Below are 25,419 nucleotides of genomic sequence, written 5' to 3' on the forward strand. Positions count from 1 at the left end.
GAGGGCTCGGCGATGATCGCCGAGCCCTCTTTTTGGGTTACGAAGCTGGTGCGGGGATTCCCCGCCCGACCCTTGCGCGGCCAGGCGGCTCGCCCAAGGCTACGGTCTTGCCGTTTGGCGCGACAGGCGCGCGCTCCCCGTCAGCACCGGATCGCTTGCCGAGGTCGCAACCTCGACGGCATAGGCGCCTGCCGGCGCGACCCATTGCTTAGCCTTGACGTCGTAGTCGCCCAGCACGCGAGGATCGGCGGTCACCGTGACGGTCTGGCTTTCGCGGGGCTTTAGGCTCGGCTTGCCCCAGCCGACCAGGCGCTTGGCCTTGCCCTGGCGAAGGACGTAGACCTGCGGCACGTCCGCGCCCTCGCGCGAGCCGGTGTTGGTGACCTTGAAGCGGACGGTCAAGGTCTTGCCGCCGGTGATCCGCAGGTCCGAATACTGGAAGCGGGTGTAGGACAGGCCATAGCCGAACGGATAGAGCGGCTTAAGACCCTTCTTGGCGAACCAGCGATAGCCGGCGTCCGAGCCTTCCGGATAGTGGATGTCGAACGGCTTGAGACCGGCCTGCAGGCCATAGACCGCCCGGGTCTCCTTGTCGGCCGGCGGCGCATCCGAGCCGGCGATCACCAGGTTAGGCAATTGGTCGACGGAGGCCGGGAAGGTGATCGGCAAACGGCCGGCCGGATTGACCGCGCCGGAGATGACGTCGGCGATGGCGTCACCGCCGCGCTGGCCTGGGTACCAGGCCGCGACAATCGCCGCGACCTTGTCGCGCCAGGGCATGGTGACGGCGCTGCCGGTTTGAAGCACCACCACGGTGCGCGGATTGGCGGTGGCCACGCCCTCGATCAGGGCGTCCTGGCCCTCGCCAAGCGACAGGTCGAGGGCGTCCTCTCCTTCGGTCGAAAATTTCTCGCCAATCACGATCGCGACGTCGGCGGCCTTGGCGGCGGCGGCGGCGACCAGCGGATCCTTACCGTCGACATAAGAAATGGCGCTGTTTGGGAAGGCCCTGCGCAGGCCATCGATCGGCGGCGCGCCGCCATAGGCGCGCTTGACCCAGGCCGAGGCGGCCGCCCTAGCGCCCGGAACCATTTTCTTGAAACCGCCGACCGGCGTTACGCTGCTCGAGCCGCCGCCGCTCAACACCCCAAATTCGGCGTTCCCGCCGATCACCACGATGGATCGGGTGGTCGCGGCGAGCGGCAGCAGGCCGTCTTGGTTTCGCAACAGCACCATCCCCTCACGGGCGGCTTTCAAGGCGACCTCGCTATTTTGCTTGGCGGCGATGCGACCGCCTGGCGTTACAGGGTGCTCGGCCAGGCCATGGGCGTAGATGGTCCTTAAGATCCGCGCGGCGGAAGTATCGATCGCAGACTGTTTGACGCGCCCCTCCGCCAAGGCCTCGACCATCAGGTCGGAAAAGTATTTCTTGCCGTCGAGCTGTTCGCCCGACTGTTGATCGAGGCCCTTATTGATCGCCTCACTGGAGTGCACCGCGCCCCAGTCGGACATGACAAAGCCCTTAAAGCCCCAGTCGCGGCGAAGAACTTGGTTGAGCAGGAAGTCGTGCTCGCAGGCGTAGACGCCGCCGACGCGGTTGTAGCTGCACATCACCGAACCCGGCTGACCGTTTTCAATGCCGATCTGGAAGGCGAGCAGGTCGCTCTCGCGCATGGCGGCTTCGTCCATTTCGACCGAAGCGACGTTGCGGCCGGTCTCCTGGTCGTTGAGGGCGAAGTGCTTGATGGTGCCGATGATGTTGTTGGACTGGACGCCGCGGATCTGCGCGCCGACCAGCGTCCCGGCCAGCAGGGGATCCTCGCCCAGATACTCGAAGTTGCGCCCGCCGCGCGGGTCGCGAACCAGATTGACGCCGCCGACCAGCATGACGTTGAAGCCCTTGGCCCGCGCCTCGCCGCCAATCATCGCGCCGCCCTCGCGCGCCAGTTCGGGATCCCAGCTGGCCGCCAGCGAAATCGAGGCGGGAAGGGCGGTGGCCTCGTCACCCGGCCGCAGATTGTTGAGGTTGGAAACACCCAGCGAGGCGTCGGTCTCTAGCAGCGCCGGCACCCCTAGGCGCTCCACCCCGGCGATGTAGCCCGCGCCGACGGTGATCCCGGCCGGCCGACGCGGCGCGGCGATTAGGCCGAGCATCGGTCCGTGCAGCAGGCCGATCTTCTCCTCCTGGGTCATCTGGCCGAGCGTGGCCTTGGCCCGCGCATCTGGATCGGCGATCGAGGGCGTCGCGGCTTGCTGCGCCGCCGCGCTCGTCGCCAGCGCCGCCGCGCCAATCATCCATAGGTGTTTGCGCATCGGCCGTTGTCCTCTCGTCTTTTCGCTTGACGCGCGACGTCCAGACACGCTCGGCGCGGGGCGGCGAGCAGGTGACGGTGTGTGCAGGTCCGGTTCGTCCTTGCATTTCCGTCCCCAAGCCTGGCGCTTTGTCCGCGCCCTAATAATAGTACGGTATCGTACGATTGGAGGGCGGGCAAGGCTTAAGGCGCCGTTGGCGGCCCTTTGTTCGGGTCGGCAAGCGCAGAGGCTTAGGCCGTGAAGACAACCCGGTGTTGGCCGCGCTCGACCCGGAATCGGGCGCTAGGCACGGGCCTGCCGTCGACACGCACCGCCCTTGCCGCGGTGGGGATCACCACCTCAGCCTGGACGCCGGGCGGGATCGACAAATCCAGGCGAACCGTGTCGCCTTCATAGCGCCAGTTGGAGCTCAGGCGACCGGACACGGAGTCGTAGTCCGCGCCGGCCGACCCCAGGCGGCGATCGAAGATCGGCGCGATCACCACCTTGGCAAAGCCTGGCTCGACCGCGGCCAGGCCAGCGATCCGCCGGAACAGGAAATCGCCAATCGCCCCGAAGGCATAGTGATTGTAGCTGTTCATCGACAGGTCGCCGGTGTCGCTGTTCCAGCGTTCCCACATGGTCGTGGCGCCCTTGGTGACCATGTAGCCCCAGGAAGGATAGTCGCGCTGCAGCAGCAGCCCCACGGCGGTGGCTTCGTGGCCGGTGTCGGCCAGGGCGTCGAGGATGTGCGGGGTTCCCAGGAAGCCGGTCGAGAGCTTGCCGCCGCGCGCGGCGATGTCGGCGGCCAAGCGCCGGCCAGCTTCGCTGGCCTGTTCGGGCGACAGCAGGCCAAACCGGATCGCCAGGATGTAGCTGGTCTGGCTGCCGTTGCCGATCTTGCCGTCGGCCTGCACATAGGCGCCCGCGAAGGCCGCGCGGATAGCCTCGAACAGGGCGCGGTAGCGCTCGGCGGCCTCGGCCTTTCCAATCGCCTTGGCCATATCGCGCATCATCGCCGCGTCCGCCGCCCAGAAGGCGGTGCCGATCAGATCCTTGGGGGTGGTCGCCTCGCCCAAATACTTGGCGTCGACCGCCAGCCAGTCGCCATAGTCGTTGCCCTTGCTGGACTTCCAGAGGTAGTCGGGGTTCTTGGCGAGAATGAACGCCAGGTAGCGTTCCATCGCCTCCCAGTTTTCGGCGATGACGCCGGTGTCGCCGTACTGGCGCCAGGCGGTGTAGGGCAGGATGACGCCCGCGTCTGACCAGCCGGGGGCCGAACGCGAGGAGGGCACCATGAAGGGCGGAATGCAGTCTGGAAACTGGCCGTCCGGCCGCTGGGCGCGTCGCACATCCCCCATGAACCGGCGGGTGAAGGCTTCGACATCCATGTTGTAGGCGGCGGCCGGCCAGAACACGGCCGCATCGCCCAGCCATCCCAAGCGTTCGTCGCGTTGCGGGCAGTCGGTCGGCAGGCCAAAGAAGTTCGATCTCTGGCTCCAGACCGAATTTCGCCAGAACTGCTCGACGACGGGGGCGCCCACGCGCAGCACGCCGCTGACCCGGATGTCGTTGTGTCCGACAAGGCCGGTCAGCAGGTCGGCGGCGGGCGCGTTCGCCAGGCCGCGGACCTCGACATAGCGGAAGCCGTGATAGGTGAAGCGCGGCGACCAGACCTCGCGGCCCTGGCCCTTCAGCACGTAGGTGTCACGCGCGAACGCGGTGCGCAGATTGGCCTGGTCGACCTGGCCGTCCGGCTTGAGATATTCGCCGAACAAAAGCTCGATCCGTGTCCCGGCCTTGCCGCTGATCGCCAGTTCCGCCCAGCCGGCGAAGTTCTGTCCAAAGTCGAAGACATGGACGCCGGGCTTTGGCGAGGTGACGGCCTTGGGCTTGAGGCGCTGGGTGACTCGGATGGGCGGGCTCACCTGCGGGTCGATCGGCAGGTTAGGGGCCTCGACGGTTTCGGCTGGGCGCCAGCCGCCCTGCGGCGTTCCGGGCAAGGCCCAATCCTTGATCTCCTGGCGCGCGTCGTAGACCTCGCCGTCGTAGATCTCAGATGTCAGGATCGCCGACGGGGCGATGCGCCACTGATCGTCCGTGGCGATCACCTGGCGGCTTCCGTCTATGAACAGAATTTCGAGCTGAGCCATCGCCCGGCAGGGCGCGGGGCCAAAGCAGAAGCGGGCGTTGGCCGAGAATTCGCTAGCGTACCAGCCGTCCCCCACCCAGAGGCCAAGGACGTTGTCGCCGGCCCGCAGAGCGGCGGTGACGTCGTAGGCCTGGTAAAGCACGCGTTCGAGCAGGTTGGTGGGTTCGGGCGCCATCTTGCGCTCGTCCGCCGGCGCGCCGTTGATCCAGGCCTCGTAAGCGCCCAGCGCCGTGGCGTAGAGGCGGGCCTGGGCCACGGGCTTGTCGAGCCGGAAGGCCCGGCGAAGATGCGTCGCCGCGCCTGGGGGGAGGGGCTGGCCGCGAGGACGGTTGCGGGCCGTCGTGGCGGCGGGCCAGGCGCCGTCGTCGAAATCCGGCAGCGTCCAACCTTCCGGGGCGTTGACCGTGGTCTTCCACCCCTCGGCGGTGCTGAGCCGGCGCTCTGAGCCGCCCAGGCGGATCAGCGCGCAGAGCATCGGCTGGGGGCCGCCCAGGTCGCGGCTGGGAGTCTGGGCGATTGCGATGACGTTGCGCCCCTGCCGCAGGGCCAGGGGGTAGGGACTCATGGTCGTGAAGCGGGTGGGTTCTTCCTCGCCGGCCGCCAATTCCTGGCCGTTGAGAAAGACGCCAGCAAGGCCCGAAGCGGCCAGAAACAAGGTCCCGTCGGACTGGGCCGGAACCTCGAAGCTGGTGCGATAGCAGCGCTTGCTGGTCTTGTCGGTGATGCTTTCCGGGCCGCTGATCCAGTGAACGCCCGCCAGGCGATCGGCCTTGGCGGTCGCATCCTCGGCCGCCAGCCAGGCGGCGTTCCAGTCGCTGGCCGAGAGCAGACCCGTTTCCCAGCGCGCCGGACGTCCGACGGCGCGCGCGCCCTTGTCGTCCCAGGCCTCGACGCGCCACCAGAAGACTTGGCGCGGGGCCGCGGCTGGGCCGCCAAAAGCGATGTCGAAACTCTGGCCGCTGGCGACCTTGCCGCTGTCCCAGACCAGATCGCGCGGGGCGCTCAGGTCGGCCGCGCTGCGGGCGACGGTGATCCGATAGGCGGCTTGGGGGCGGGGCCCGGACAGTCGCCAGGAGAATCGGGGCGTCGCCGCGCCGAGCGCCAGAGGCGTCTCCAGACCGCACACCCGGCAGTCGCTGATGGCGGCCGCGCCGAGCGGGGCGGCCTCACCCTGGGCGACCACCAGGCTGCCCGCGCCGCCAAGCAGCATGACGCGACGACGATCGATCTGCATGGTTTCATCCCTATCGCGCGGCGTTCTTGGCGCCGCCGCCGCCCAATGTCGCCAGAAGGCGGCGGCGGTCAAGATTAATCGTACGGTATCGTACGATAGAATGAGTCAGGCGCCCGTCAGTATGGACCTGTCGATCTCGGACACGGCGTTGACCCCGGTCAAGGCCATGGCCACCCGCATCTCCTTCTCGATCAGGTCCAGCAGCTGGGTGACGCCGGCCTCGCCGCGCGCGGCCAGGGCGTAGACGGCGGCCCGGCCCAGCAGGACGCCCTTGGCGCCCAGGGCCAGCATCCGCACGACGTCGAGGCCCGAGCGCACGCCGCCGTCGGCCAGCACGGTCAGCCGATCGCCCACCGCGTCGACGATGGCCGGCAGGGCGCGCGCCGAGGACAACACGCCGTCCAGCTGGCGGCCGCCATGATTGGAGACCACGACCCCGTCCGCGCCGATCTCGGCGGCGGCCCTGGCGTCCTCGGGATCCAGCACGCCCTTGATGATCAGCGGCCCCTTCCAGAGGTCGCGGATCCACTCCAAGTCCTTCCACTGGATGGACGGGTCGAAGTTCGCCCCCAGCCAGCCCATGAAATCCTCGAGGCCCGAAGTCTTGCCCAGCACTGGCGCGACATTGCCCAGGGTGTGGGGATGGCCCATCACCCCGACGTCCCAGGCCCATTGCGGCTTGAACATCGCCTGGACGATACGGCGCGCCGCGGCGTTGGGACCGCTCATGCCCGAGTGGGCGTCGCGATAGCGGGCGCCGGGCACGGGCATGTCGACGGTGAAGACCAAGGCCGTGGCTCCAGCCTCGCGGGCGCGGACCAAGAGGTCGCGCATGAAGGCCCTGTCTCGCAGCACGTAGAGCTGGAACCATAGCGGCCGGCTGGAAGCGGCGGCCACCTCGTCGACGTCGCACACCGAGACCGTCGACAAACACAGCGGCACGCCCTTGGCCGAGGCCGCGCGCACCGCCTGGCATTCGCCGCGGCGGGCGTACATGCCGGTGAGACCGACGGGCGCGAGCACCACGGGCATGGACTGATCCACGCCAAACAGGCTGGTCGCCGTCGAGACCTTGGATACGTCCTTGAGCACCCGCTGTCGCAGGGCGATGTCGGCGAGGTCCGAAACGTTGCGTTGCAGGGTCCGCTCGGCATAGGCGCCGCCGTCGATATAGTCGAACAGAAAGCGCGGCAGCTTGCGCCGCGCCGCCTCGCGGAAGTCCGTCGTGGACGAGACGATCATCGGCCTACTGCAGGTTCACGAAGGCGCCGCCGTCGACCAGCAGGGCCGCGCCGGTGACGTACTTGGCGAGATCCGAGGCCAGGAACACGATCGGGCCGGCCAGGTCGTCGGGCTCGCCCAGACGGCCCAGCGGGATGCGGCCGGCCATGTATTCGCGCTTGGCGACGTCGGCGAGGTCTTCCTTGTTGATCGCCGTCTCGATGGTGCCCGGCAGCACCGAGTTGCAGCGAATGCCGTACTTTCCCAGCGCGATGGCCGTCGACTGCATCAGGCTGTGCACGCCGGCCTTGGTGGGCGTGTAGTGGGTCTGCATGCCGCCGCCGACCAGGGCGCTGATCGAGCTGACGGCGATGATCGCGCCGCCGTTCCCTTGCTTGACCATCTGGTTGGCCGCCGCCTGGACCATGTAGTAGGCGCCAAACAGATTGACCTTCATCGTCCGCTCCATGACCTCGGGCGGCATGTCGAGGAAGGCGTGGAAGGGGCAGATGCCGGCGTTGTTGACAAACACGTCGACCTTGCCGAACGCGTCGACGGCGGCCTGGACGAAGGACTGGGCGGTCGAGGCCTCGGCCACGTCGCCCTTCACGGCGATGGCGCGGCGACCCAGCGCCTCGATCTCGCGAACCGCGTCAGCGGCGCCTGCGTCATCGGCATGGTAGTTGATCGCCACGTCCGCGCCATGGCGCGCGGCGCCGATGGCCGCGGCCTTGCCGATCCCTTGCGAAGCGCCGGTGATCAGGACGACTTTGTTTTCAAGCAACATGCAGCACCTGGGTGGGTTTAGCCGCCGGACGCGGCCTTGGGGTGTGGACGGGGGTGGGGCAGGGGCGAACGCTCGGTCCACCCCAGATCCCGGCTGATGGCCTGGGCGGTGGCGCGCACGTCATCGGCGACGGTGTGAAGGCGCGCGTCGTCCATGTATTGGGCCGCGCTGGAGACGCTGATAGCCCCGACGATCTTGCCCGAGACGTCGCGCAAGGGCGCGGCCACGCATCGGATGCGATCTTCGTTTTCCTCCAGGTCGAACGCGTTGCCTTGTGCGGCGTATTCGTTCATCCGCCGCAGCCAGGTCGATAGGTCCACGCCGTAGCGTCCCCCGCTCTGCTCCTCGAACTGGTAGAGTTCGCGCCAGCGGCCTTCGTCCTCGTCCAGGATCAGCGCCTTGCCCAGACCGGTGGACCGCAGCGGCTGACGTTCGCCAACCCTGGAGCTGATATCGACCCGGCGACGGCCGGGCAGCTTGTCGAGATAGAGCGCGCGCGCTCCGTCGAGCACGCCCAGATGCACCGTGTCGCCGGTGCCTTCGGCCAGCGCCGCCAGGTGGGGGTGGGCGATGCGCGGCAAGCTCATCTGGCGGCCGGCCTCGAAGCCCAGTTCCAGGAGCTTGGGGCCCAGGGCGTAGCCAACGCGCGGCGTAAAGCTGAGGTAGCGATGATCGACCAGGGTCGCGGCCAGCCGATAGAGGGTCGGCTTGGCGATGCCAAGCGCATCGGCAAGCTCGGGCAGCGTGCTTTTGCCCGCGCGCACCGCCTCCATGATCTCCAGGCCGCGAACCAGGGTCTGGGAGCCAGCGGCCGCGCCGCGAGCCTTGCCCTCGCCCTCTTCGGGTGCTTCGTCGATTGACGGGTCAAATTTCATTATTTAATGGTCCTATTCAAATGGTGATAATTCGGCAAGCGGATTTGGCGCTGGTCCATTAGGACATTTGGCGCCGTCAGTCGGCTCGCAGAGGCGATAGCCGGCTATAAGCTTTGGAAATCGCATCGGTTTTCGTCATGGGCATGGGTGTCGGGTCTTCCGGTTCGCGAGCGCCTGTCGTGTATAAACGTCTTGTATAGTGAGACAATAATGGCTTTTCCCCGAATTCGAGCGGTGCGCGCCTATGTCGTCCGCGGCGGCGGCGCCGACTATCACGACCAGGGCGACGGACACTGGATTGACGACCACATCGCCACGCCAATGTCGCGCTATCCGGAATATCGCCAGAGCCGCCAGTCGTTCGGCATCAACGTGCTGGGCACGTTGGTCGTCGAGATCGAGGCCGCCGACGGCACGATCGGCTTTGCGGTGACCACCGGCGGCGAGCCGGCCGCCTACATCGTCGAGAAGCATCTCGCGCGCTTCCTGGAAGGCCGCGACCCTACCGAGGTCGAGAAGATCTGGGACCAGATGTACTTCTCCACCCAGTACTATGGCCGCAAGGGCCTGGTGGTGAACGCCATCTCGGGCGTCGACCTGGCCCTCTACGACCTCCTGGGCAAGCTGCGTCAGGAGCCAGTCTACGCCCTGCTGGGCGGCAAGGTCCGCGACGAGCTGACCTTCTACGCCACGGGCGCGCGTCCGGACCTGGCCAAGCAGATGGGCTTCATCGGCGGCAAGATGCCCCTGCACCACGGCCCGGCCGAAGGCGAGGAAGGTCTGCGCAAGAACCTCGATGAGCTCGCCACCATGCGCGAGCGCTGCGGAGACGACTTCTGGCTGATGTTCGACTGCTGGATGTCGCTGGACCTCAACTACGCGACCAAGCTGGCCCACAAGGCCCACGAGTACGGCCTGAAGTGGATCGAGGAGGCGCTGAGCCCCGACGACTACTGGGGCTATCGCGACCTGAAGAAGAATGCGCCGACCGGCATGCTGGTCACCACGGGCGAGCACGAGGCTACCCGCTGGGGCTTCCGCATGCTGCTGGAGATGGAATGTTGCGACATCATCCAGCCGGACGTGGGCTGGTGCGGCGGCGTCACCGAGCTGATCAAGATCGCCAACCTGGCCGACAGCAAGGGCGTGCTGATGATCCCGCACGGTTCCAGCGTCTACAGCTATCACTTCGTCATCACGCGCCATAACAGCCCGTTCGCCGAATTCCTGATGATGGCCCCCAAGGCCGACGAGGTGGCGCCGATGTTCCACCCGCAGCTGATCGGCGAACCGGTGCCGGTGAACGGCAAACTCAAGCTCTCCGACTCGCCGGGCTTCGGCGTCGAACTCAATCGCGAAGTCGGTCTGCACCGACCTTACGCCCGCTAGACCCCCCTGAAGGCGACAGACACCTATGAAACTGCTCCGCTACGGCCCGCGCGGCGCCGAGAAGCCCGGCCTCCTCGACGCCGAGGGCAAGATCCGCGACCTGTCGGGCCACGTGGCCGACATCGACGGCAAGACCATCACGCCGGAAGGCCTGAAGGCGCTGGCCGCCATCGATCCCGCCACCCTGCCCGTCGTCGAAGGCTCGCCGCGCTACGGCGTGCCGGTCGCCAGCGTCGGCAAGTTCCTGGCCATCGGCCTGAACTTCGCCGACCACGCCAAGGAAGCCGGCCTGGAGCCGCCGCCCGAACCGATCTTCTTCACCAAGGCGATCAGCTGCCTGAACGGCCCGAACGACGAGGTCATGCTGCCCAAGGACGCCGTGAAGGGCGACTGGGAGGTCGAGCTGGGCGTGGTGATCGGCAAGCGCGCGCGCTATGTCGAGCAGGCCGAGGCTCTCGACTACGTCGCCGGCTACGTGCTGGTGAACGACGTGTCCGAGCGCGCCTTCCAGAAGGAGCTGGGCAGCCAATGGGACAAGGGTAAGGGCTGCGACACCTTTGGCCCGGTGGGCCCGTGGCTGGTCACCGCCGACGAGGTGGGCGACTGCCAGGACCTGGACATGTGGCTGGACCTGAACGGCAAGCGCATGCAGACCGGCAACACCAAGACGATGATCTTCGGCGTCGCCGAGTTGATCGCTTACATGAGCCGCTTCGTCACGCTCGAACCGGGCGACATCCTGACCACCGGCACCCCGCCTGGCGTCGGCGAAGGCCAGCAGCCCGAGAAGATCTTCCTGAAGGCCGGCGACGTCATGGAGCTGGGCATCGAGAAGCTGGGCGCTCAGCGCCAGAACGTCATCGCCTGGACCAAGGAAGGCGTCGCGTGATCGGCCCCTTCGCAAATCGTTTCGCCGGACGTCGCGCGGTCATCACCGGCGGCGCCTCGGGCCTGGGCAAGGCGGTCGCCGACCGCATCGTCGCCGAGGGCGGCCAGGTCGCCCTATGGGATCTCAAGCCCGAAGCCCTTGAAGAGGCGGCCGCCGAGGTGGGTGCGGCCTTCACCTTCGCCGTCGACGTCTCCGACCAGGCCTCGGTGGCGCAGGCCGCCAAGGCCAGCCTCAACGCCCTGGGCCGCATCGATATTCTGGTCAACTCGGCCGGCATTACCGGCGCCACGGCCCCCGTCCATGAGTTTCCGGTCGATAGCTGGGACCAGGTGATCAACATCAATCTCAACGGCGCCTTCTATTGCTGCCGTGAGGTGGTGCCGTTCATGCTGGCCGGCGGCTATGGCCGCATCGTCAATGTCTCCTCGGTGGCCGGCAAGGAGGGCAACCCCAACGCCAGCGCCTATTCGGCGAGCAAGGCCGGGGTGATCGGCCTGACCAAGTCGCTGGGTAAGGAACTGGCTACCAAGGGCGTGATCGCCAACGCCCTGACCCCGGCCACCTTCGAGAGCCCGATCCTGGCCCAACTGCCGCAGAGCCAGGTCGACTACATGCGATCGAAGATCCCCATGGGCCGTCTGGGCGAGGTGCACGAGAGCGCCGCCATGGTCTGCTTCATGGCCAGCGAGGAATGCAGCTTCACCACGGCCTCGACGTTCGACACCTCCGGCGGCCGAACGACCTTCTAGGAGCTGACATGGCCTATAGCGGTCCGATCGTCGACGCTCACATGCACCTGTGGGACCTGAGCAGGCATCACTACGCTTGGCTTCAGGTCCCGCCGCCGCACAATCCGGCTGGCGATGTCAGCGGCATCGCCGGCAAGGACTACGGCCTTGACCAGTATCTGAACGACGTGGCCGGCTGGCGGGTGGTCAAAGCCGTCCATATCGAGTGCGGCCTACCGCCCAGGGACCAGCTTTCCGAGACCGACTGGCTGCAGGCGATCGCCGACGCTCGCGGCTATCCTCAAGCCATCGTGGCGGGCGCTTGCCTGGACGATCCGAGCGTCGAAGGCGTGCTGGAGGCCCACGCGACGCGGCCCAACGTCCGCGGGATCCGACAGATCGTCAATTGGCACGTCGATCCGCTCAAGACCTACACGCCGCGCGACCTGCTGAAGAGTCCGCGCTGGCGTGAGGGGTTTGGCCTGCTCGCCAAGTACGGCCTGTCGTTCGACCTGCAGCTCTATCCGCTGCAGATGTTCGACGCCGCGCGCCTGGCGGCCGACCACCCCGACATCCCGTTGATCGTCAATCACGCCGGCATGCCGACCGATCGCGACACGGACGGCTTTCTGGCCTGGAGCGCGGGGCTGCAGGCATTGGCGGGCCAACCCAACGTCTCGATCAAGGTCTCCAATTTCGGCGGGGTCGATCGCAGCTGGTCGGCAGGCAGCGTCGAGCCGTTCATCCACCAGATTCTCGACGACTTCGGGGTCGAGCGGGTGATGTTCGCCAGCAATTTCCCCGTCGATCGCGTGCATGGGCCGTTCGGCGCCCATTTCGCCGCCTTCGACTACGCCACCCGCGCGCTCAGCGAGACAGAGCGCGACGCGGTATTCGCCGCCAACGCCTCGCGGATCTACCGCATCTGACCCTAAACCAACGACAAGCCGCTGAGCGGCGCGGAGGAAAGCCATGACCATCCAGTACGCGACGACCGGCCAGGGAGGTCGTCCATGACCCCCAACCCTTTGCTGGGCGTCATCTTCCACTGGCTCGGCGGCCTGGCCTCCGCCAGCTTCTATGTGCCGTATCGCGGCGTGAAGCGTTGGTCGTGGGAGATCTTCTGGCTGACCGGCGGCCTGTTTTCCTGGCTTCTGGCGCCGTGGCTGTTCGCGGCCGTGCAAACCCAGGACCTGATGGGCGTGATGGCCCAGGTTCCGTCCAAGATCGTCGGGCTTTGCGTGCTCTTTGGCGTCCTCTGGGGCTTTGGCGGCCTGACCTATGGCCTGACCATGCGCTATCTGGGCCTGTCTCTCGGCATGGCCGTGGTGCTGGGCCTGTGCACCGTCTTCGGCACCCTGATCCCGCCGATCGTCCAGGGCGACTTCGCCGACAAGCTGCTGGCCAGCGCGTCGGGTCGGATCATCCTGCTGGGCCTGGTCGTCACCCTGGCGGGCATCGTGGTCGTCGCCATGGCGGGGGCGCGCAAGGACGCGGCGCTGTCGGAAGACGCCAAGAAGGCGGTGATCGCCGAGTTCGATTTCAAAAAAGGCGTCGCCGTGGCGGTCTTTTCGGGCGTCATGTCGGCCTGCTTCGCCTTCGGCCTGGCGGCGGGCGAGCCGATCAAGGCGCTGTCGGCCGCGGCCGGCACGGGCCCGCTGTGGACCGGCTTGCCGGTCCTTTGCCTGGTGATGTTCGGCGGGCTGCTGACCAACGGCGCCTGGTGCGCCTACCTGATCGTCAGGAACCGCAGCGCCGGCGAATGGTTCGGTCGCACGAGCGCTCCGGATCTGGCGCCCGCCGCGCAGTCGAGCGGCGCTAGCGCGGCCGCGCCGCAGGAGCCGGCGCGTCTCGCCGATGTGGCGGTCAAGCCCGGCAAGCCACCCCTGCTGGCCAACTATCTGCTGTGCGCCCTGGCCGGGACGGCGTGGTACTTCCAGTTCTTCTTCTACACCATGGGCGAGAGCCAGATGGGGCGGTTCGGCTTCTCCAGCTGGACCCTGCACATGGCCTCGATCATCATCTTCGGCACGCTGTGGGGTTTTGCCTTGAAGGAATGGAAGGACGCCCGGCCCGGCGTGCGGGCCCTGGTCTGGACGGGGGTCGCCCTGCTGATCATCGCCACGATCATCATCGGCTACGGCAACATGATCGCGCGCTGAGCCACGCGACGGCGAGGGCGCGCAATGTCGCACGCCCTCGCGGCCCTAGAATGCCGGCTGGCGCCCAGGGCGCAACCGAGATATGGTACGGTATCGTACGATTGAGGCGGCGACCGGCCTGTCATGAACATTCACGTCCTGGCGCCCGAAGCGCCGACCAACGCCAGCCAGACGCTGATGCGCGGCCTCGACATCATCGAGGCGGTCGGTGAGGGCGTGGTTCGGCTGAACGATCTGGTCGCCCGGTTGGGCCTGACCCGCGCCACCACGCACCGACTGGCCAGCGCCCTGGTCGCGCGCGACTATCTCAGCTTCACGCCGCGCCGCGGCTATGCGCCAGGCCCCAAGCTTCTCAAGCTCGGCTTCCAGGCCCAGCAGGCCTCGAGCATTATCCAATTGGCCCTGCCGACCATGGACAAGCTGGCCGGCTCAACGCTCGACGCCGTCAATCTGGGCATTCTCGACGCCGGCATGGTGCTCTATCTGCGTCAAAGCCCCAGCCGCCGCCGCGTGGTGCTGCGCCACGAGCCCGGCATCCGCAATCCGGTCCGGCACACCGCCCTGGGCAAGTCCCTGGTCTTCGGCGAGGGGCCGGAGGGCTGGCGGACCCTGTTCGACCTTCCGGCCGAAGCGGACGCTTACAGGGCTTGGGAAGCGGAGATGGGCCTGGCCCGAGCCAACGGATTCACCACCCACGTGGAAACCGACGGCGAGCGGGTGCGCTGCATCGCCGCGCCGGTCCTGGACATGACGGGGCGCGCGGTGGCCGCCATCAGCCTTTCGACCCTGCCGCAATATGTCGAAGATGCCGACCTGGCGGCGCTGGGCCCGACGATGATCGCCGCGGCCCAGGAGATCAGCCGGGCGATCGGCCGGGTCTGACCGCAGCATCCACCCCGGCCCAGGGCTCTAGCGTTCGACCAGCCTGACCGGGCCGATCAAGCCGGCCGGCTGCGGCTTGACCAGCTTCAGGGCCGCGACGTTGGGATCGACCATGGCGTTGTTGGGCGTCGTGGAGACCGTGATTTCGATGCGGTTGTCACCGGCCTTGAGCGCCCTGCCGATCTCGACCCGATAGGGGTTGATCAGCGGCGCGAAGGCCACTCCGTTGACCGCTACGCGCGCCATGTCGTGAACCTCGCCCAGGTCAAGCCAGACCGGAGTCTCGGGCTTGGCCGCCAGATGCAGAGTGCGGCTGTAGGTCGCCTCGCCCGAGAACCGCGCCAGGGTCTCCACGCCGCTCCAGTCGCCCAGGGCGAAATTGGCGCTACCCCACGTGACGGCGGCGCCCTTGGGCCCAAAGCCCCTGGCCGTGAGGCTCCATCCGGCTCGCGGCAGGTCCAGCAAAAGCCGCTCGGCGGGTTTGGCGGAGGTCTTGGCTGCGGGCTTGGACGGATCGAAGACGATGAGGGCTGATCCCCCGGCCGCCAGGTCCACTGAAAGCCGCGATCCCTCCGGGGCCGCCTGGCTTGGGAGGGGCGCGCGCGATCCGTTCCAGGCGTCCCAGAGTTCGGCGCGTCCCTTGGCCGTGGTCGAGAAGGCGATGGTCCGGGCGGTCGGCTCGGTATTGTGCAGGAAGAGCACGCGCCGCGCGCCGCTGGTCCGCTCAACGAACAGCGCGCCGGGCCCATCGAACGACAGGTTTGGCGTCACCCCGATCGTCTTCAACGTCGCCGGCAGCGCGCCAGCGGGGGAGAGCAGGGCGCCCGCAGCGCGGGCGCTGGTCACGGCGGCGGCCACGCGTCGATCGCGAGCCTCGGCGTCGGTAAGGCCGACGTCACGGGTCGGAAAGGCGTCGACGAACACGACCTTGAGGCCCTGGCGCGCGAAGGCGGCGATCCTCTCGGCGCTGGCCGCGTCCAGCCCCTCCAAGGGCGGAAGCACCAGAGCGCGGTAGCGCGCGCCGCCCCGGGTGACGAGCGAGCCGTCGATTACCCGCGCATCGGACAGGGCGTCGGGATTGATCCGGTCGTTGTCGTAACCGGCGTCGAGTAGCCGCTTTTCCAGGCCTTCGTGGCCGCGACTCTGCGGCTCGAGGCCTTGGTAATAGCCCAGCTCGCCCAGGAACAGCGCGACCGGCACGACACTGCGGCCCTGCTGCAGGACGGCCTGGGTGCGGGCGATGTAGGCGTTCAGGTTCGGCGCGGCGGCGAAGACGGGATTGAGCTCGTTGAACGGCGTGCTGAAGCCGCTGCCGAAGGCGCTGGGCGCGAAAGGGTGCCACGCCGGCTGCGCGCCCCGGGCGCGCACATAGGGATATCCGTGATAGATGACGCGGTTGACGCCGCCGGCGAACAGCAGGTCGGCTCGCTGCCGGATGCGCTCGGGGGTCACGTCATAGGGCTCGCCGGCCCAGACGAAGCTTTCGGCGCTGACCAGTGGACGGCCGTAGAGGTTCGCGGCCGAGCGGGCCAGACGCATGAAGATCGGATCGCCGCCAGACTCCAGATCCTCGGTCTCTGGAATATCGGCCAGGCCATAGGCCTTCAGGGTGTCTACGGTCGCGCCATGGGCCTGAACGCGCGCCTTGAGGCCCCGCGCATGGTTCCAGCTCACGAACGGACCCCAGAAGTTTTCCAGCTGCAGGTCCGAGAGCGTCTGGCGATAGTCGTGTCGCACCCGTGCGCCCAGGGCGTCATCGCCGAAATAGGGCGGCGAATAGTGCTGGCCCCAGGCCTGCATCCAGCCCGGCTGCAGGACGAGCGGCAGGTAGGGGGTCAGATCGTAGCCGCGCCGACGTTTGAACTCCGCCAGGAAGGCGTCGGTCCAGGGCAGGTCCTGCATCAGCTCAAGGCTGTCGACGAAGGTGGCGTTGAGGCTTGTGTCCGCGCCCTTTGGCCCTGCCGTCAGCGGATCGCCGACATGGGCGGCGTGGGCGTCGAAGGCGGCTTTGCTGAAGTGGTCGAGGACAAGCTGCGGACCCTCGCCGACGCCGGCCATCACGCCGCTGTCCACGGCGTACTGCTTGAACACGAAGACTTGCCAGCGGCCGGGCGGCGGGGTCCAGTCGAGCGTCCCATCGGCGGAGAGCTTGTCGGTCAGGACCACGGCCCTGGTCATGTCCAAGCTTCCCGAGGTCGCAACGTCGCGCCAGGGATAGAGCTTGAAGCCGCCCTTGGCCTCCGGCGCAAACTGCGGCTCCTGTCCAGGCGCGGCGACCACGGCCACGAGCTTTTGCCGCGCGTCCAGGCGATCGCGCCAGTCGGCCGCCCGCGGGTCCTTGTTGCGGGGATCCAGCGCGCCCATGGCGCCAAGCTTGCGCGTGCGCTTGGGGATGACGACCTTGACGGGCCCGGGGGAGGAACCGTCCACCTCGGTGACGGCCTCTGTCAGTTCCACCAGGGACAGTTCCGGCGTGACGGCGAATCCGCCGCCCGAAGGCCAGGCTGAGCCAAAGGTGTAGTCGATCTTGAAGCCGGCGCGGTCCGCCGCCGTCGTAGCCGCCCGCACATGGCTAAAGAAGGCCGGGTTGGCGTAATCATTGACCCGCTTGCGCTCGTCCGGCGTCATGTTGGGAATGCCGGGATTGAACGCCTGTATCTCCGCGCCGCCGAAGCCGGACTTGGCCATCAGGGCGATCTGGCGCTGAAGCTCAGCATCCTCGACGGCGCCGCCGGGCCACCACCACCGGGCGAAGGGGCGAGCCTGGGCGGGCGGCGCCTTGAACGCCTTGACGAGGTCGTCGGCCGAGGCCTTGGCTGGCGGCGGTGAAAGGATCGCCAAGAGCGTTGCGCCGGCGTAAAGCCAGGCCTTGCGTTGATCGCTCATCAGCGGCTCCCCATGGCTTGGGCGGTCATTTGGTCGCGCCCTCTTCCCTTATTGGTACGAGTGTGTACGATTAAATCAGGTCTAGCGTCAACCAAACCGCAGGCCGGCCCGATGTTGGCTTTGGTAGAGCCGGCGGGCGCCATGAAGGAAGGAAACAATGATGCGTCTCCCTATCGCGACCGGCCTGCTGGCCCTGACCCTGGCCACCGGCGCGTTCGCTCAAACGCCAGCCCCGGCCGCCAAGCCCGCCGCCGCGCCGGCCGCCCCGGCCTCTTCGGCCAAGCTTTCGTCGGCGTCGCTGGTCGGCGACATCCTCGACAATCCCAAGGCCAAGGCGGTGCTGGTCAAGCATATCCCCGAGATTGGCAAGGACGACCAGATCGAACAGGCCCGCGGCATGGCGCTGCGCGATCTGCAGCAGTACGCCCCCGACACCTTAACCGACGAGATGCTCAAGAAGATCGACGCCGACCTGGCGGCGCTGCCGAGCAACTAGCGCCAACATGCAAGTCGCGTCCGCGTGGCTTGCATCCGCGGCGGCGTCACGTCTAAGCAGGACGATATCGCGCGCAGTTTCGCGCGAAGGAAGGGGTGACGTGATGTCCGCGGCCAAGCGTCCGACGATTAAGCCTGGTCGGCCGACAGCGAGCCAAACCGCGGCGCTCGGCGAACATATCGTCGCCGTCGCGCGCGCTCATTTCTTCGCCAACGGCTATGGCGCGACGACCATGGACAACATCGCGGCCGACGCGGGCATTTCCAAGGGCACGCTCTATCGTCGCTTCAAGACCAAGGCGGAGTTGTTCGAGGCTTTCCTCCTCGACCAGCATAGCCGCTGGAACGCGCGCGACCCGCAACTCAACGCGCCCTATGTCGGCGACCTGCGCAAGACGCTCATCGCCCGTGTCGAAGCGTTCATGACCGCCGGTCTGACCGAGGATTCGGTTAATCTAACCCGCCTGATCTACGCCGAGTCCGGGCGGTTTCCCGAGCTCGCCCAACTCTATCATGACGGCAGCCACCTGACGGGGACCACGATCATCGCCAACGATTTGGCCACGGCGGCGGGGCGTCGCCATCTCATCGGCGACTTCATGTCGCCCGCGGGCCTGCTGCTGGCGACGATCACGGGGCAGGCGCTCAGCCTCATCCTGCAAGGCCGAGCCTCGCACATGTCGCAAGGCCAGATCCACGCCTGGGCGGAACTGGCGGTCGCCGCCTTCCTCGATGGCTACGTCGAGCCAGCAGGCTGACCCTCTCGATACGTCCTAATCGTCTGGCCGCGTCAGCGGGCTGACGCTTCGCGTCCGGTTCGAGGCGGGCAAAATTTCACAATGTGATAACTCGCTTCACAATTAGAAACTTCGTTTGACAAGCGGCGCGGCGCCGTCGTAGGGGTTTCTTATCGTACAACATCGTGCGATTGCAGCGACGCCGCCGTTCGGGCATTCAGCCCCGACGTGAAGAGCTAAGCCATGGGACGAAACGTAGCAGGTCGGGAACGAGCCCAGCCTTCACGCGAACTCCAGGCGGCGACCTGCACCCGAGAAACACCAAGGGGGAGGTCAGCGATGACGTCTAAAGCCATTTTTCTGTCGGGCGCGGGCGCTTTGACGCTCATCATGGCCGGTCCGGCCCTGGCCCAAACGGCCGCGCCCGCGGCCGCGCCGGAAGGCATTCAGATCGAGGAGGTCGTGGTCACCGCGACCAAGCGTTCGGAAAATATCCAGAACGTCCCCTCGACCGTCACCGCCGTGACCGGCGAGACCCTGCAGAAGCTCAACATCCTGTCATTCCAAGATGTCCAGAAGCTCACCCCCGGCCTTGACCTCGACAACGGCGGCGGTCGCGCCCAGAAGATCTCGCTGCGGGGCATCAGCTTCGATCCCGACACCGCCGCCAGCCCCGCCGTCCAGGTCTATTGGAATGAAACCCCGATTGGCGCTTCGACCGCGTTCCGGGCGATGTACGATGTGGGCCAGGTCGAAGTGCTGCGCGGGCCGCAGGGCACGCTGCGCGGCCAGACCTCGCCGGCCGGCGCGGTGACCATCGTCAGCCGTCGTCCCGAGTTCAATTCGTACGGCGCCTCGATCTTCCAGACGGTCGGCAGCAACAGCCTGTTCAACACCCAGGCCTCGATCAATGTGCCGCTGATCGAGGGCAAGCTGGCCCTGCGGGTCGCGGGCCTCTATAACCATGACCGCGACGGGGTCGAGAACGCCTACAACGGCCGCAAGAACGGCGACACCACCCACAGCGTCCGCGCCTCCCTGGGCTGGCGGCCGACCGACGACATCGAGGTGTTCCTCGTCCATCAGGAGCTGAACGATCGCCTGGTCTCCCAGCCGATCGTGGTTGGCGCGCCGATCACCGCGGCTGGCCAGATCGGCCCGAGCCTGAACGTCGACGATCGCAAATCCGTCGTCGATGGACCGGCCGACTACTACCACAAGTCGTCCTTGACTTCGCTTAGCGCCACCTGGAGCTTTGCCGGCCATCGCCTGAGCTATATCGGCGGCTACCAGCGCACGACCGATACCTCGGCGCGCGACCAGGACGTCACCAACGTCATCAAGGGCTTCAGCGACGTTCAGAGCGTTTTTGCGACGGCTCACCAGCTGACCCAGGAGCTGCGGCTGGAATCGACCGATCGCCATTTCTGGAACTATCTGATCGGCGGCTATTACGGCAAATCGGACGCCTATGCGGCGTTCAACCAGAACTACAACATCTTCTTTGGTCCCTATCAGCCGCCTGGCTTCTCGCTCGCGCTCAGCGGGATCTCCAAGCCCGCGGAAGGCAAGGACCTGGCGTTCTTCACCGATCATCGCTTCGCTCTGACCAGCCGCGATGATCTGGAACTGGGCCTACGCTGGCAGCGTCATGAGTCGACGGCGCAAAACCTGCTCGCCGTGGCCGGCCCTCCGGCGCCGGTCCTGCCGCCGGAATTCGTCACCCGCAAGAGCACGGCCTGGACCGGGTCGGCCAGTTACAAGCATCGCTTCACCGACGACCTGATGGCCTATGCCAGCTACGGTCGCGGCTTCCGACCGGGCGGCACGACGCAGTTCGTGACCGCGGCGGCCTTGGCGCCGCAGTACCGCGTTTATCAGGACGAGACGTCCGACTCGTTCGAACTGGGGGTTAAAAGCCAGTGGCTCGACCGTCGTCTGCAGGTGAACGGTGACATTTTCCACCAGAAGATCGACGGCTACATCAGCCGCGTGAACGGCGTCAATTCGCGCGGGGCGGCGGTCGCCGGCGAGCCCGCCGGTCCGGGGCCGGGCGGATCCTATCCCTATGACGCCGCGACCGGCGGGATCAACCTGAACACCAACGGCGATGCGGTGATCACCGGCGCCGAGGTGCAAGTGACCGGGGTGATCACCGAAGGCTGGCAGGCCACGATCAGCGCCAGCTATGTCGACGCCCACTACGACAACGCGCTGCTTTACTGCAACGACAACAACAACGACGGCGTGCCGGACGCCGGCGGCGCCTTTGTCCAGCCGGGCCGGCAGGTCTCGGTCTGCGCCAGCAACAGCAAGTTGGCCAACGACACCGGCCTTGCGCCGGGCAAGTTCAACCTGTCGCTCAACAGCGAATACGTCCGCAATGTCGGCGCGGTCGATCTGTTCGCTCGCGGCCTGGCGCGCTACACGCCAAGGTCCTATCTGCCCAACGTCGATCAGCATTTCTCGGCCTATGCGACCGTCGATCTCTACCTCGGCGTTCGCAGCGCGGACCGCGCCTGGGAGGCTTCGCTGTTCGCCCAGAACCTGTTTGACAAATCCGAGCAGCTCTCGGTTGGCACGGTCTATGTGAACGGCGTGGCGGGCGGCTATCGCACCGCCCGGGTCAATGCCGAGCGCAAGGTCGGGATCTCGTTCCGCTATAATTTCGATCGGTAGAGCCTTAGGCGGGCCGCCTTTTTTGGCTGGCCCGCCGTTTTTTGGCCTGGAGGGCCGATGTCTCTACGCATCTTGGGGTTCGCGGCCTTCGTCGCGGCGCTCGCCATCACTCCCATCGACTCGGCGCTCGGCGCGGCGCACGCGTCAGAGACCATCTTGCTCCCCGTTCCCGGCGCGGCGTCGGGCGAGCGCGGGATCGCCAGTCCCTCGCCGTTCGGCGGTCCCGGCCGGGTGGTGCGCAACGTCGCGCAGCCGAGCTTGACCCTGTTCGCGCCTCCGGCGGGAAAGGCGACGGGCGCGGCGATGATCATCGCGCCAGGCGGCGGCTTCCAGTTTCTCTCGATCGATGGCGAGGGCGAGGCCCTGGCCCGGCGGCTGGCTGATCGCGGCGTCACCGCCTTCGTCCTGCGCTACCGCACCGCGCCCACGCCCGCCGATCAAGACGCCTTCAAGCAGCAGGTTCTCAAGCTCTTCCGTCCCGGCGCCATCTCGCCCCAAGCCCTCGACAGGTTCGGCGCGGCCGCGGCCCAAGACGGGCGTGCGGCCGTGCGGGTCGTGCGCGCGCAAGCCGCCGGGCGGGGCCTGGATCCAGCACGCGTGGGCCTGATCGGTTTTTCCGCCGGAGGATGGGTCGCCTTGTCGGCGGCCAGCGCCGACTCGCCGCAGGAGCGGCCCGACATCGTGGCGGCGATCTATCCGGGCCGGCCGGGCGATCTTGCGGTCGGGCGGGAGACTCCGCCCTTGTTCCTGGCCGCCGCGGCCGACGATCCGCTCTTGAAGGTCGACGGACAGATCGACCTTTATCAGGCTTGGCGCGCGGCGCGCCGTCCCGCCGAACTGCATCTTTACCCGCGCGGCGGCCACGGCTTCGGTGTCAACCAGCAAGGCCTGGCCAGCGATCACTGGATCGACGCCTTCGATGACTGGCTGGCGAGCCAGGGCTGGCTGAAGCGCCGGCCGTGAGCGAGGCGACGCACCGTTCTCGCCGCGCGCCGCCGACGGCCCTGCGAGCGCGGCCTGCCCGGCGCGGCCGGCCCAACGCCAGCCAGGCGGCCAGACTTGCCGAGCATATCGTCCAGATCGCCCGGGCCATGTTCTACGAAGAAGGCTTCGAGGAGACGACCATGGACGCCGTCGCCCACCGGGCGGCGATCTCCAAGGGCACGCTCTATGCGCGGTTCCCCAGCAAGGCCGACCTCTTCCGCGCCGTCGCCGAGACCCAGGTGGAGCAATGGTCGGACGCAGCCACGCAGGCCGCGCCAACCCCGCCGGGCACGCCTTTGGCGACCGCTTTGCGACTTTACGGTACGTCTATTCTAGCCGCGGCGTGCAGCCCCGAGGCGCGGGCGCTTGAACGGCTGGTGGCCGGTGGCGGCGAGCGCTTCCCCGAGTTGGCCGCCCAGTTCGAGGCGGTCGGCTTTGGGCGCGGCGTGGCGCTGGTCTCGGCCCTGCTTAGCCGTGACGCTGGGCCCGAAGACACGCCCAAGGACGCGGAAATGGCCGCCAAGGCGTTCATCGCCATGATCATGGGGTGGCCGCGGGGCGAGGCCGATGTCGATGATCTGGCCCGCCGGGCGCTCTATGTCGAGCGGGCTGTGGCGATCTTCCTGCAAGGACGTTCCCAATGGTGAAAGCGTATCGGCCAAGCTTGGTTCTTGTGCTGGCCCTGGCGTTCGGCCCGGCGGCCAGCGCCGAGCCGATCTGGATAACCCACCCCGCCGCGCCGTCTGCGCCGACGGTCGTGCGCTTTGAGCGCGACCTGACGCTTGCGCGAAAGCCGGGCCATTTTCCCGTGCGCGTCAGCGCCGATAACCGGTTCATCCTGCTCGTCAATGGAAGGCGGGTTGGCGCGGGGCCGGCGACAAGCGACCTAGGTCATTGGCGCTACGCCACCCTCGATCTGGCGCCTTATCTGACGCGCGGCTCCAATCACCTGGAAGCAGTGGTTTGGAATTACGTCAAGCCGGAGGAGCCGATCCCCGACGGCTTGTCCCCCGCGCAAAAGAACGCCGCGGCCTTCCGCAACCAGCGAAACCAGACTGGCCCCGTGGCGCAGATCTCCGCGCGGCTTGGCTTTTGGTTCAGCGCGCCTGGCGCGCCGGAGCTTGACAGCGGTCCAACGTGGCGCGTGCAACTCGACAGCGCGCGTTCGGCCGCTCCGGTGATGGGGCAGGTCGCCGGTTTCTACGCGGCGGGTCCGAGCGAGATCGTTGATGCGCGCGTCCCTCTGGCGGCCCCGGTCGCTGCGACGCCCGCTTTGGCGCCCGGCGAGCCCAGTCCTTGGGCGCTGTCGGCCGATCCCTTGCCGCAGATGTCATATCGCGCGGTCGACCCCGGCCTAGTGGCGCGAACCAACCTTGATGAGGCCAAGGCATTCCCACGCCAGCCGGTGACCATTCCCGCCCGCAAGACGGTGAAGATCCTGCTGGCGCGGCCGGCCATGGTGGCGGCCTATCCCACCCTGCGCGTTACCGGCGGCAAGGACGCCTCGATCAAGCTCACCTACGCAGAGGCGCTGATCGACGCGAAGGGACGAAAGGGCCTGCGCAGCGAGGTCGGCGACCGCACGATCCGAGGACTGAGCGATCGCTTCACGGCCGACGGCGGCGCGCGGGCGTTCGCGCCGCTGTGGTGGCGCACCTGGCGCTATCTTGAGATCGAGGTGCAGACCGCCGACCAGCCCTTGCGGTTGCAAGGTCTGGACGTGGCCGAGACCGACTATCCGTTCGGGCAGGTCGGCAAGTTCGTGTCCGACGATCCGGAGCTCAACAGGATCTGGGACATCGGCTGGCGGACCGCGCGGATCGACGCCCACGAAACCTATATGGACACGGCCTATTACGAGCAGTTGCAATATGTAGGCGACACGCGGCTGCAGGCGCTGATCTCCTATGCCGTCAGCGGCGATCCGCGCTTGGCGACGCAGGCCATGGACGCCTTCGGCGCATCGCGGGCCCTGGGAGGGGTCACCGAAGGCGCCTATCCCAGTCGGACATCCAATCCCATTCCGCCGTTCTCTTTGCTGTGGATCGGCATGCTCCACGACTACTGGTCGCGCCATCCCGATCCGGAGCCGGCGCGCCGCCACCTGGCTCGGGCGCGCGAGGTCCTGGCCTGGTTCGACGGTTATCTTGGACCCGACGGGCTGATGCGAAAGACCCCCGGCTGGAGCTTCGTCGACTGGGCGGTCAAGGACGGGCGGCTGCTGAGCCGCGACGCCTTCCCGTCCTACGACGCCCAGGGGCGCTCGTGCCTGCTGTCCCTGGCCTATCTGGGCGCGCTGCGCGACATGACGGACCTGGAGGCGGCTTTGGGCGAGCCATCCTTGGCCGGGCGAGACAGGTCGCGCGCCGAGGCCATCGCCGCCGCTGTGCGCGACCAATGCTGGGCGCCGGATCGGGGCCTGTTCGCCGATACGCCCGACAAGGCCTCGTTCAGCCAGCACACCAACGCCCTGGCGGTCCTCTACGACGTCGCCGCGCCGAAGGACGCCGCCGCAATCCTGGACAGGACCGTCGGCCAGGCGGGCATCGACGCGCCGACCGGCATGATTTCGACCAGCTACTATTACGCCTGGTATCTCGTGCGCGCCTTCGACCATGCCGGCCAGGCCGACCGCTATCTGTCGTTGCTGGATACTTGGCGGGGCCTGCTGGCGCTCGACTACACCACCTGGCCCGAGGAACGGGGCAATACTCGCTCCGACACTCACGCCTGGAGCGCCCATCCCACCGCCGACCTTCTGGAGCTGGTGGCGGGGATCCGGCCCGACGCGCCCGGCTATGGCCGTTTGCGTGTCGAGCCGCACCTTGGCGCGCTCAGACGGCTCGACGCCGCGGCTGCGACCCCTCAGGGCCCGGTGGAGGTGAAGTATCGACGCAAGGGCCAGCGCCTCGTGGTCGAGGTTCGCAAACCCGCGGGCTTGTCTGGCGTCTTCGTCTGGCGCGGACAAAGCCACGCCCTGTTGGGTGCGCGCACGCGCCTGGACCTGCCCGCCGGCGACTAAGGTCG

At 67.5% G+C, this 25,419-nt stretch carries 18 protein-coding genes; 12 read left to right on the forward strand and 6 right to left on the reverse strand.

The genetic code is table 11. The annotated features are described in order from the left end of the window. Nucleotides 1-99 precede the first annotated feature (99 nt). The 5 genes from CSEG_RS08870 to CSEG_RS08890 all read right to left on the reverse strand — a co-directional run bounded on the left by CSEG_RS08870 (nucleotide 100) and on the right by CSEG_RS08890 (nucleotide 8,561). Complete coding sequence (locus CSEG_RS08870) at nucleotides 100-2,313, reverse strand: glycoside hydrolase family 3 C-terminal domain-containing protein (protein ID WP_013078898.1); 2,214 nt, start codon at nucleotides 2,311-2,313, stop codon at nucleotides 100-102. Nucleotides 2,314-2,543: 230 nt separating this feature from the next. Beyond that, nucleotides 2,544-5,678: a family 78 glycoside hydrolase catalytic domain gene (locus CSEG_RS08875; RefSeq protein ID WP_013078899.1), complete on the reverse strand. Its 3,135-nt coding sequence runs from the start codon at nucleotides 5,676-5,678 to the stop codon at nucleotides 2,544-2,546. A 105-nt stretch (nucleotides 5,679-5,783) separates the two neighbouring features. Then, complete coding sequence (lldD, locus tag CSEG_RS08880) at nucleotides 5,784-6,920, reverse strand: FMN-dependent L-lactate dehydrogenase LldD (protein ID WP_013078900.1); 1,137 nt, start codon at nucleotides 6,918-6,920, stop codon at nucleotides 5,784-5,786. Nucleotides 6,921-6,924: 4 nt separating this feature from the next. Next, the gene (locus CSEG_RS08885) at nucleotides 6,925-7,686 is read right to left on the reverse strand and encodes an SDR family NAD(P)-dependent oxidoreductase (protein WP_013078901.1); all 762 of its coding nucleotides are present in this window, start codon (nucleotides 7,684-7,686) and stop codon (nucleotides 6,925-6,927) included. Between the two features lie 17 nt (nucleotides 7,687-7,703). Continuing rightward, complete coding sequence (locus CSEG_RS08890) at nucleotides 7,704-8,561, reverse strand: IclR family transcriptional regulator (protein ID WP_013078902.1); 858 nt, start codon at nucleotides 8,559-8,561, stop codon at nucleotides 7,704-7,706. 210 nt (nucleotides 8,562-8,771) lie between these two features. Here CSEG_RS08890 and rhmD point away from each other — a divergent pair, with 210 nt between their 5' ends. From rhmD to CSEG_RS08920, 6 genes are all read left to right on the forward strand, one after another. Beyond that, a complete protein-coding gene (rhmD, locus tag CSEG_RS08895; RefSeq protein WP_013078903.1) occupies nucleotides 8,772-9,950 on the forward strand; it encodes an L-rhamnonate dehydratase in 1,179 nt (392 codons plus the stop codon). A 25-nt stretch (nucleotides 9,951-9,975) separates the two neighbouring features. Continuing rightward, nucleotides 9,976-10,839 (forward strand): fumarylacetoacetate hydrolase family protein, encoded by an 864-nt coding sequence (locus CSEG_RS08900; protein ID WP_013078904.1) that lies wholly within the window; start codon nucleotides 9,976-9,978, stop codon nucleotides 10,837-10,839. After that, nucleotides 10,836-11,588: an SDR family NAD(P)-dependent oxidoreductase gene (locus CSEG_RS08905; RefSeq protein ID WP_013078905.1), complete on the forward strand. Its 753-nt coding sequence runs from the start codon at nucleotides 10,836-10,838 to the stop codon at nucleotides 11,586-11,588. Before CSEG_RS08900 ends, CSEG_RS08905 begins: the two co-directional genes overlap by 4 nt. Nucleotides 11,589-11,596: 8 nt before the next feature. After that, entirely contained in the window at nucleotides 11,597-12,496 is a 900-nt protein-coding gene (locus CSEG_RS08910; protein ID WP_013078906.1) for an amidohydrolase family protein, read from the forward strand. Between the two features lie 84 nt (nucleotides 12,497-12,580). Continuing rightward, nucleotides 12,581-13,729 carry an L-rhamnose/proton symporter RhaT gene (gene rhaT / locus CSEG_RS08915; protein ID WP_013078907.1) on the forward strand — a complete coding sequence of 383 codons (1,149 nt, stop codon included), beginning with the start codon at nucleotides 12,581-12,583 and terminating at the stop codon, nucleotides 13,727-13,729. A gap of 123 nt (nucleotides 13,730-13,852) precedes the next feature. After that, nucleotides 13,853-14,611, forward strand: a complete 759-nt coding sequence (locus tag CSEG_RS08920) for an IclR family transcriptional regulator (protein WP_013078908.1) — start codon at nucleotides 13,853-13,855, stop codon at nucleotides 14,609-14,611. A 27-nt stretch (nucleotides 14,612-14,638) separates the two neighbouring features. Here CSEG_RS08920 and CSEG_RS08925 read toward each other — a convergent pair whose 3' ends face one another. Continuing rightward, nucleotides 14,639-17,497, reverse strand: coding sequence for a glycosyl hydrolase (locus tag CSEG_RS08925; RefSeq protein WP_013078909.1), 2,859 nt, complete (start codon nucleotides 17,495-17,497; stop codon nucleotides 14,639-14,641). A gap of 157 nt (nucleotides 17,498-17,654) precedes the next feature. Here CSEG_RS08925 and CSEG_RS08930 point away from each other — a divergent pair, with 157 nt between their 5' ends. The 6 genes from CSEG_RS08930 (at nucleotide 17,655) to CSEG_RS08955 (ending at nucleotide 25,414) form a co-directional block, all read left to right on the forward strand. Continuing rightward, entirely contained in the window at nucleotides 17,655-17,993 is a 339-nt protein-coding gene (locus CSEG_RS08930; protein ID WP_013078910.1) for a hypothetical protein, read from the forward strand. A 103-nt stretch (nucleotides 17,994-18,096) separates the two neighbouring features. After that, nucleotides 18,097-18,750 carry a TetR/AcrR family transcriptional regulator gene (locus tag CSEG_RS21545; RefSeq protein WP_013078911.1) on the forward strand — a complete coding sequence of 218 codons (654 nt, stop codon included), beginning with the start codon at nucleotides 18,097-18,099 and terminating at the stop codon, nucleotides 18,748-18,750. 318 nt (nucleotides 18,751-19,068) lie between these two features. Then, entirely contained in the window at nucleotides 19,069-21,408 is a 2,340-nt protein-coding gene (locus CSEG_RS08940; RefSeq protein WP_013078912.1) for a TonB-dependent receptor, read from the forward strand. Between the two features lie 57 nt (nucleotides 21,409-21,465). Further along, nucleotides 21,466-22,371: an alpha/beta hydrolase gene (locus CSEG_RS08945; RefSeq protein WP_013078913.1), complete on the forward strand. Its 906-nt coding sequence runs from the start codon at nucleotides 21,466-21,468 to the stop codon at nucleotides 22,369-22,371. After that, on the forward strand, nucleotides 22,368-23,039 hold the full coding sequence (locus CSEG_RS21550; RefSeq protein WP_013078914.1) for a TetR/AcrR family transcriptional regulator: 672 nt from the start codon (nucleotides 22,368-22,370) through the stop codon (nucleotides 23,037-23,039). The genes CSEG_RS08945 and CSEG_RS21550 overlap by 4 nt, the downstream gene beginning before the upstream one ends. Continuing rightward, nucleotides 23,033-25,414, forward strand: coding sequence for an alpha-L-rhamnosidase-related protein (locus CSEG_RS08955; RefSeq protein ID WP_013078915.1), 2,382 nt, complete (start codon nucleotides 23,033-23,035; stop codon nucleotides 25,412-25,414). The genes CSEG_RS21550 and CSEG_RS08955 overlap by 7 nt, the downstream gene beginning before the upstream one ends. Nucleotides 25,415-25,419: the final 5 nt, after the last annotated feature.

This window comes from Caulobacter segnis ATCC 21756 (assembly GCF_000092285.1).
Taxonomy (GTDB): domain Bacteria; phylum Pseudomonadota; class Alphaproteobacteria; order Caulobacterales; family Caulobacteraceae; genus Caulobacter; species Caulobacter segnis.

What these genes read in the sequence shown, in the direction of transcription:
- CSEG_RS08955 (WP_013078915.1), top strand. Translation starts at nt 23,033, where the DNA reads ATGGTGAAAGCGTATCGGCCAAGCTTGGTTCTTGTGCTGGCCCTGGCG.
- lldD (WP_013078900.1), bottom strand. Translation starts at nt 6,920, where the DNA reads ATGATCGTCTCGTCCACGACGGACTTCCGCGAGGCGGCGCGGCGCAAG.
- CSEG_RS08890 (WP_013078902.1), bottom strand. Translation starts at nt 8,561, where the DNA reads ATGAAATTTGACCCGTCAATCGACGAAGCACCCGAAGAGGGCGAGGGC.
- CSEG_RS08885 (WP_013078901.1), bottom strand. Translation starts at nt 7,686, where the DNA reads ATGTTGCTTGAAAACAAAGTCGTCCTGATCACCGGCGCTTCGCAAGGG.
- CSEG_RS08940 (WP_013078912.1), top strand. Translation starts at nt 19,069, where the DNA reads ATGACGTCTAAAGCCATTTTTCTGTCGGGCGCGGGCGCTTTGACGCTC.
- CSEG_RS08925 (WP_013078909.1), bottom strand. Translation starts at nt 17,497, where the DNA reads ATGAGCGATCAACGCAAGGCCTGGCTTTACGCCGGCGCAACGCTCTTG.
- CSEG_RS08920 (WP_013078908.1), top strand. Translation starts at nt 13,853, where the DNA reads ATGAACATTCACGTCCTGGCGCCCGAAGCGCCGACCAACGCCAGCCAG.
- CSEG_RS08870 (WP_013078898.1), bottom strand. Translation starts at nt 2,313, where the DNA reads ATGCGCAAACACCTATGGATGATTGGCGCGGCGGCGCTGGCGACGAGC.
- rhmD (WP_013078903.1), top strand. Translation starts at nt 8,772, where the DNA reads ATGGCTTTTCCCCGAATTCGAGCGGTGCGCGCCTATGTCGTCCGCGGC.
- rhaT (WP_013078907.1), top strand. Translation starts at nt 12,581, where the DNA reads ATGACCCCCAACCCTTTGCTGGGCGTCATCTTCCACTGGCTCGGCGGC.
- CSEG_RS08930 (WP_013078910.1), top strand. Translation starts at nt 17,655, where the DNA reads ATGATGCGTCTCCCTATCGCGACCGGCCTGCTGGCCCTGACCCTGGCC.
- CSEG_RS08945 (WP_013078913.1), top strand. Translation starts at nt 21,466, where the DNA reads ATGTCTCTACGCATCTTGGGGTTCGCGGCCTTCGTCGCGGCGCTCGCC.
- CSEG_RS08900 (WP_013078904.1), top strand. Translation starts at nt 9,976, where the DNA reads ATGAAACTGCTCCGCTACGGCCCGCGCGGCGCCGAGAAGCCCGGCCTC.
- CSEG_RS21545 (WP_013078911.1), top strand. Translation starts at nt 18,097, where the DNA reads ATGTCCGCGGCCAAGCGTCCGACGATTAAGCCTGGTCGGCCGACAGCG.
- CSEG_RS08910 (WP_013078906.1), top strand. Translation starts at nt 11,597, where the DNA reads ATGGCCTATAGCGGTCCGATCGTCGACGCTCACATGCACCTGTGGGAC.
- CSEG_RS08875 (WP_013078899.1), bottom strand. Translation starts at nt 5,678, where the DNA reads ATGCAGATCGATCGTCGTCGCGTCATGCTGCTTGGCGGCGCGGGCAGC.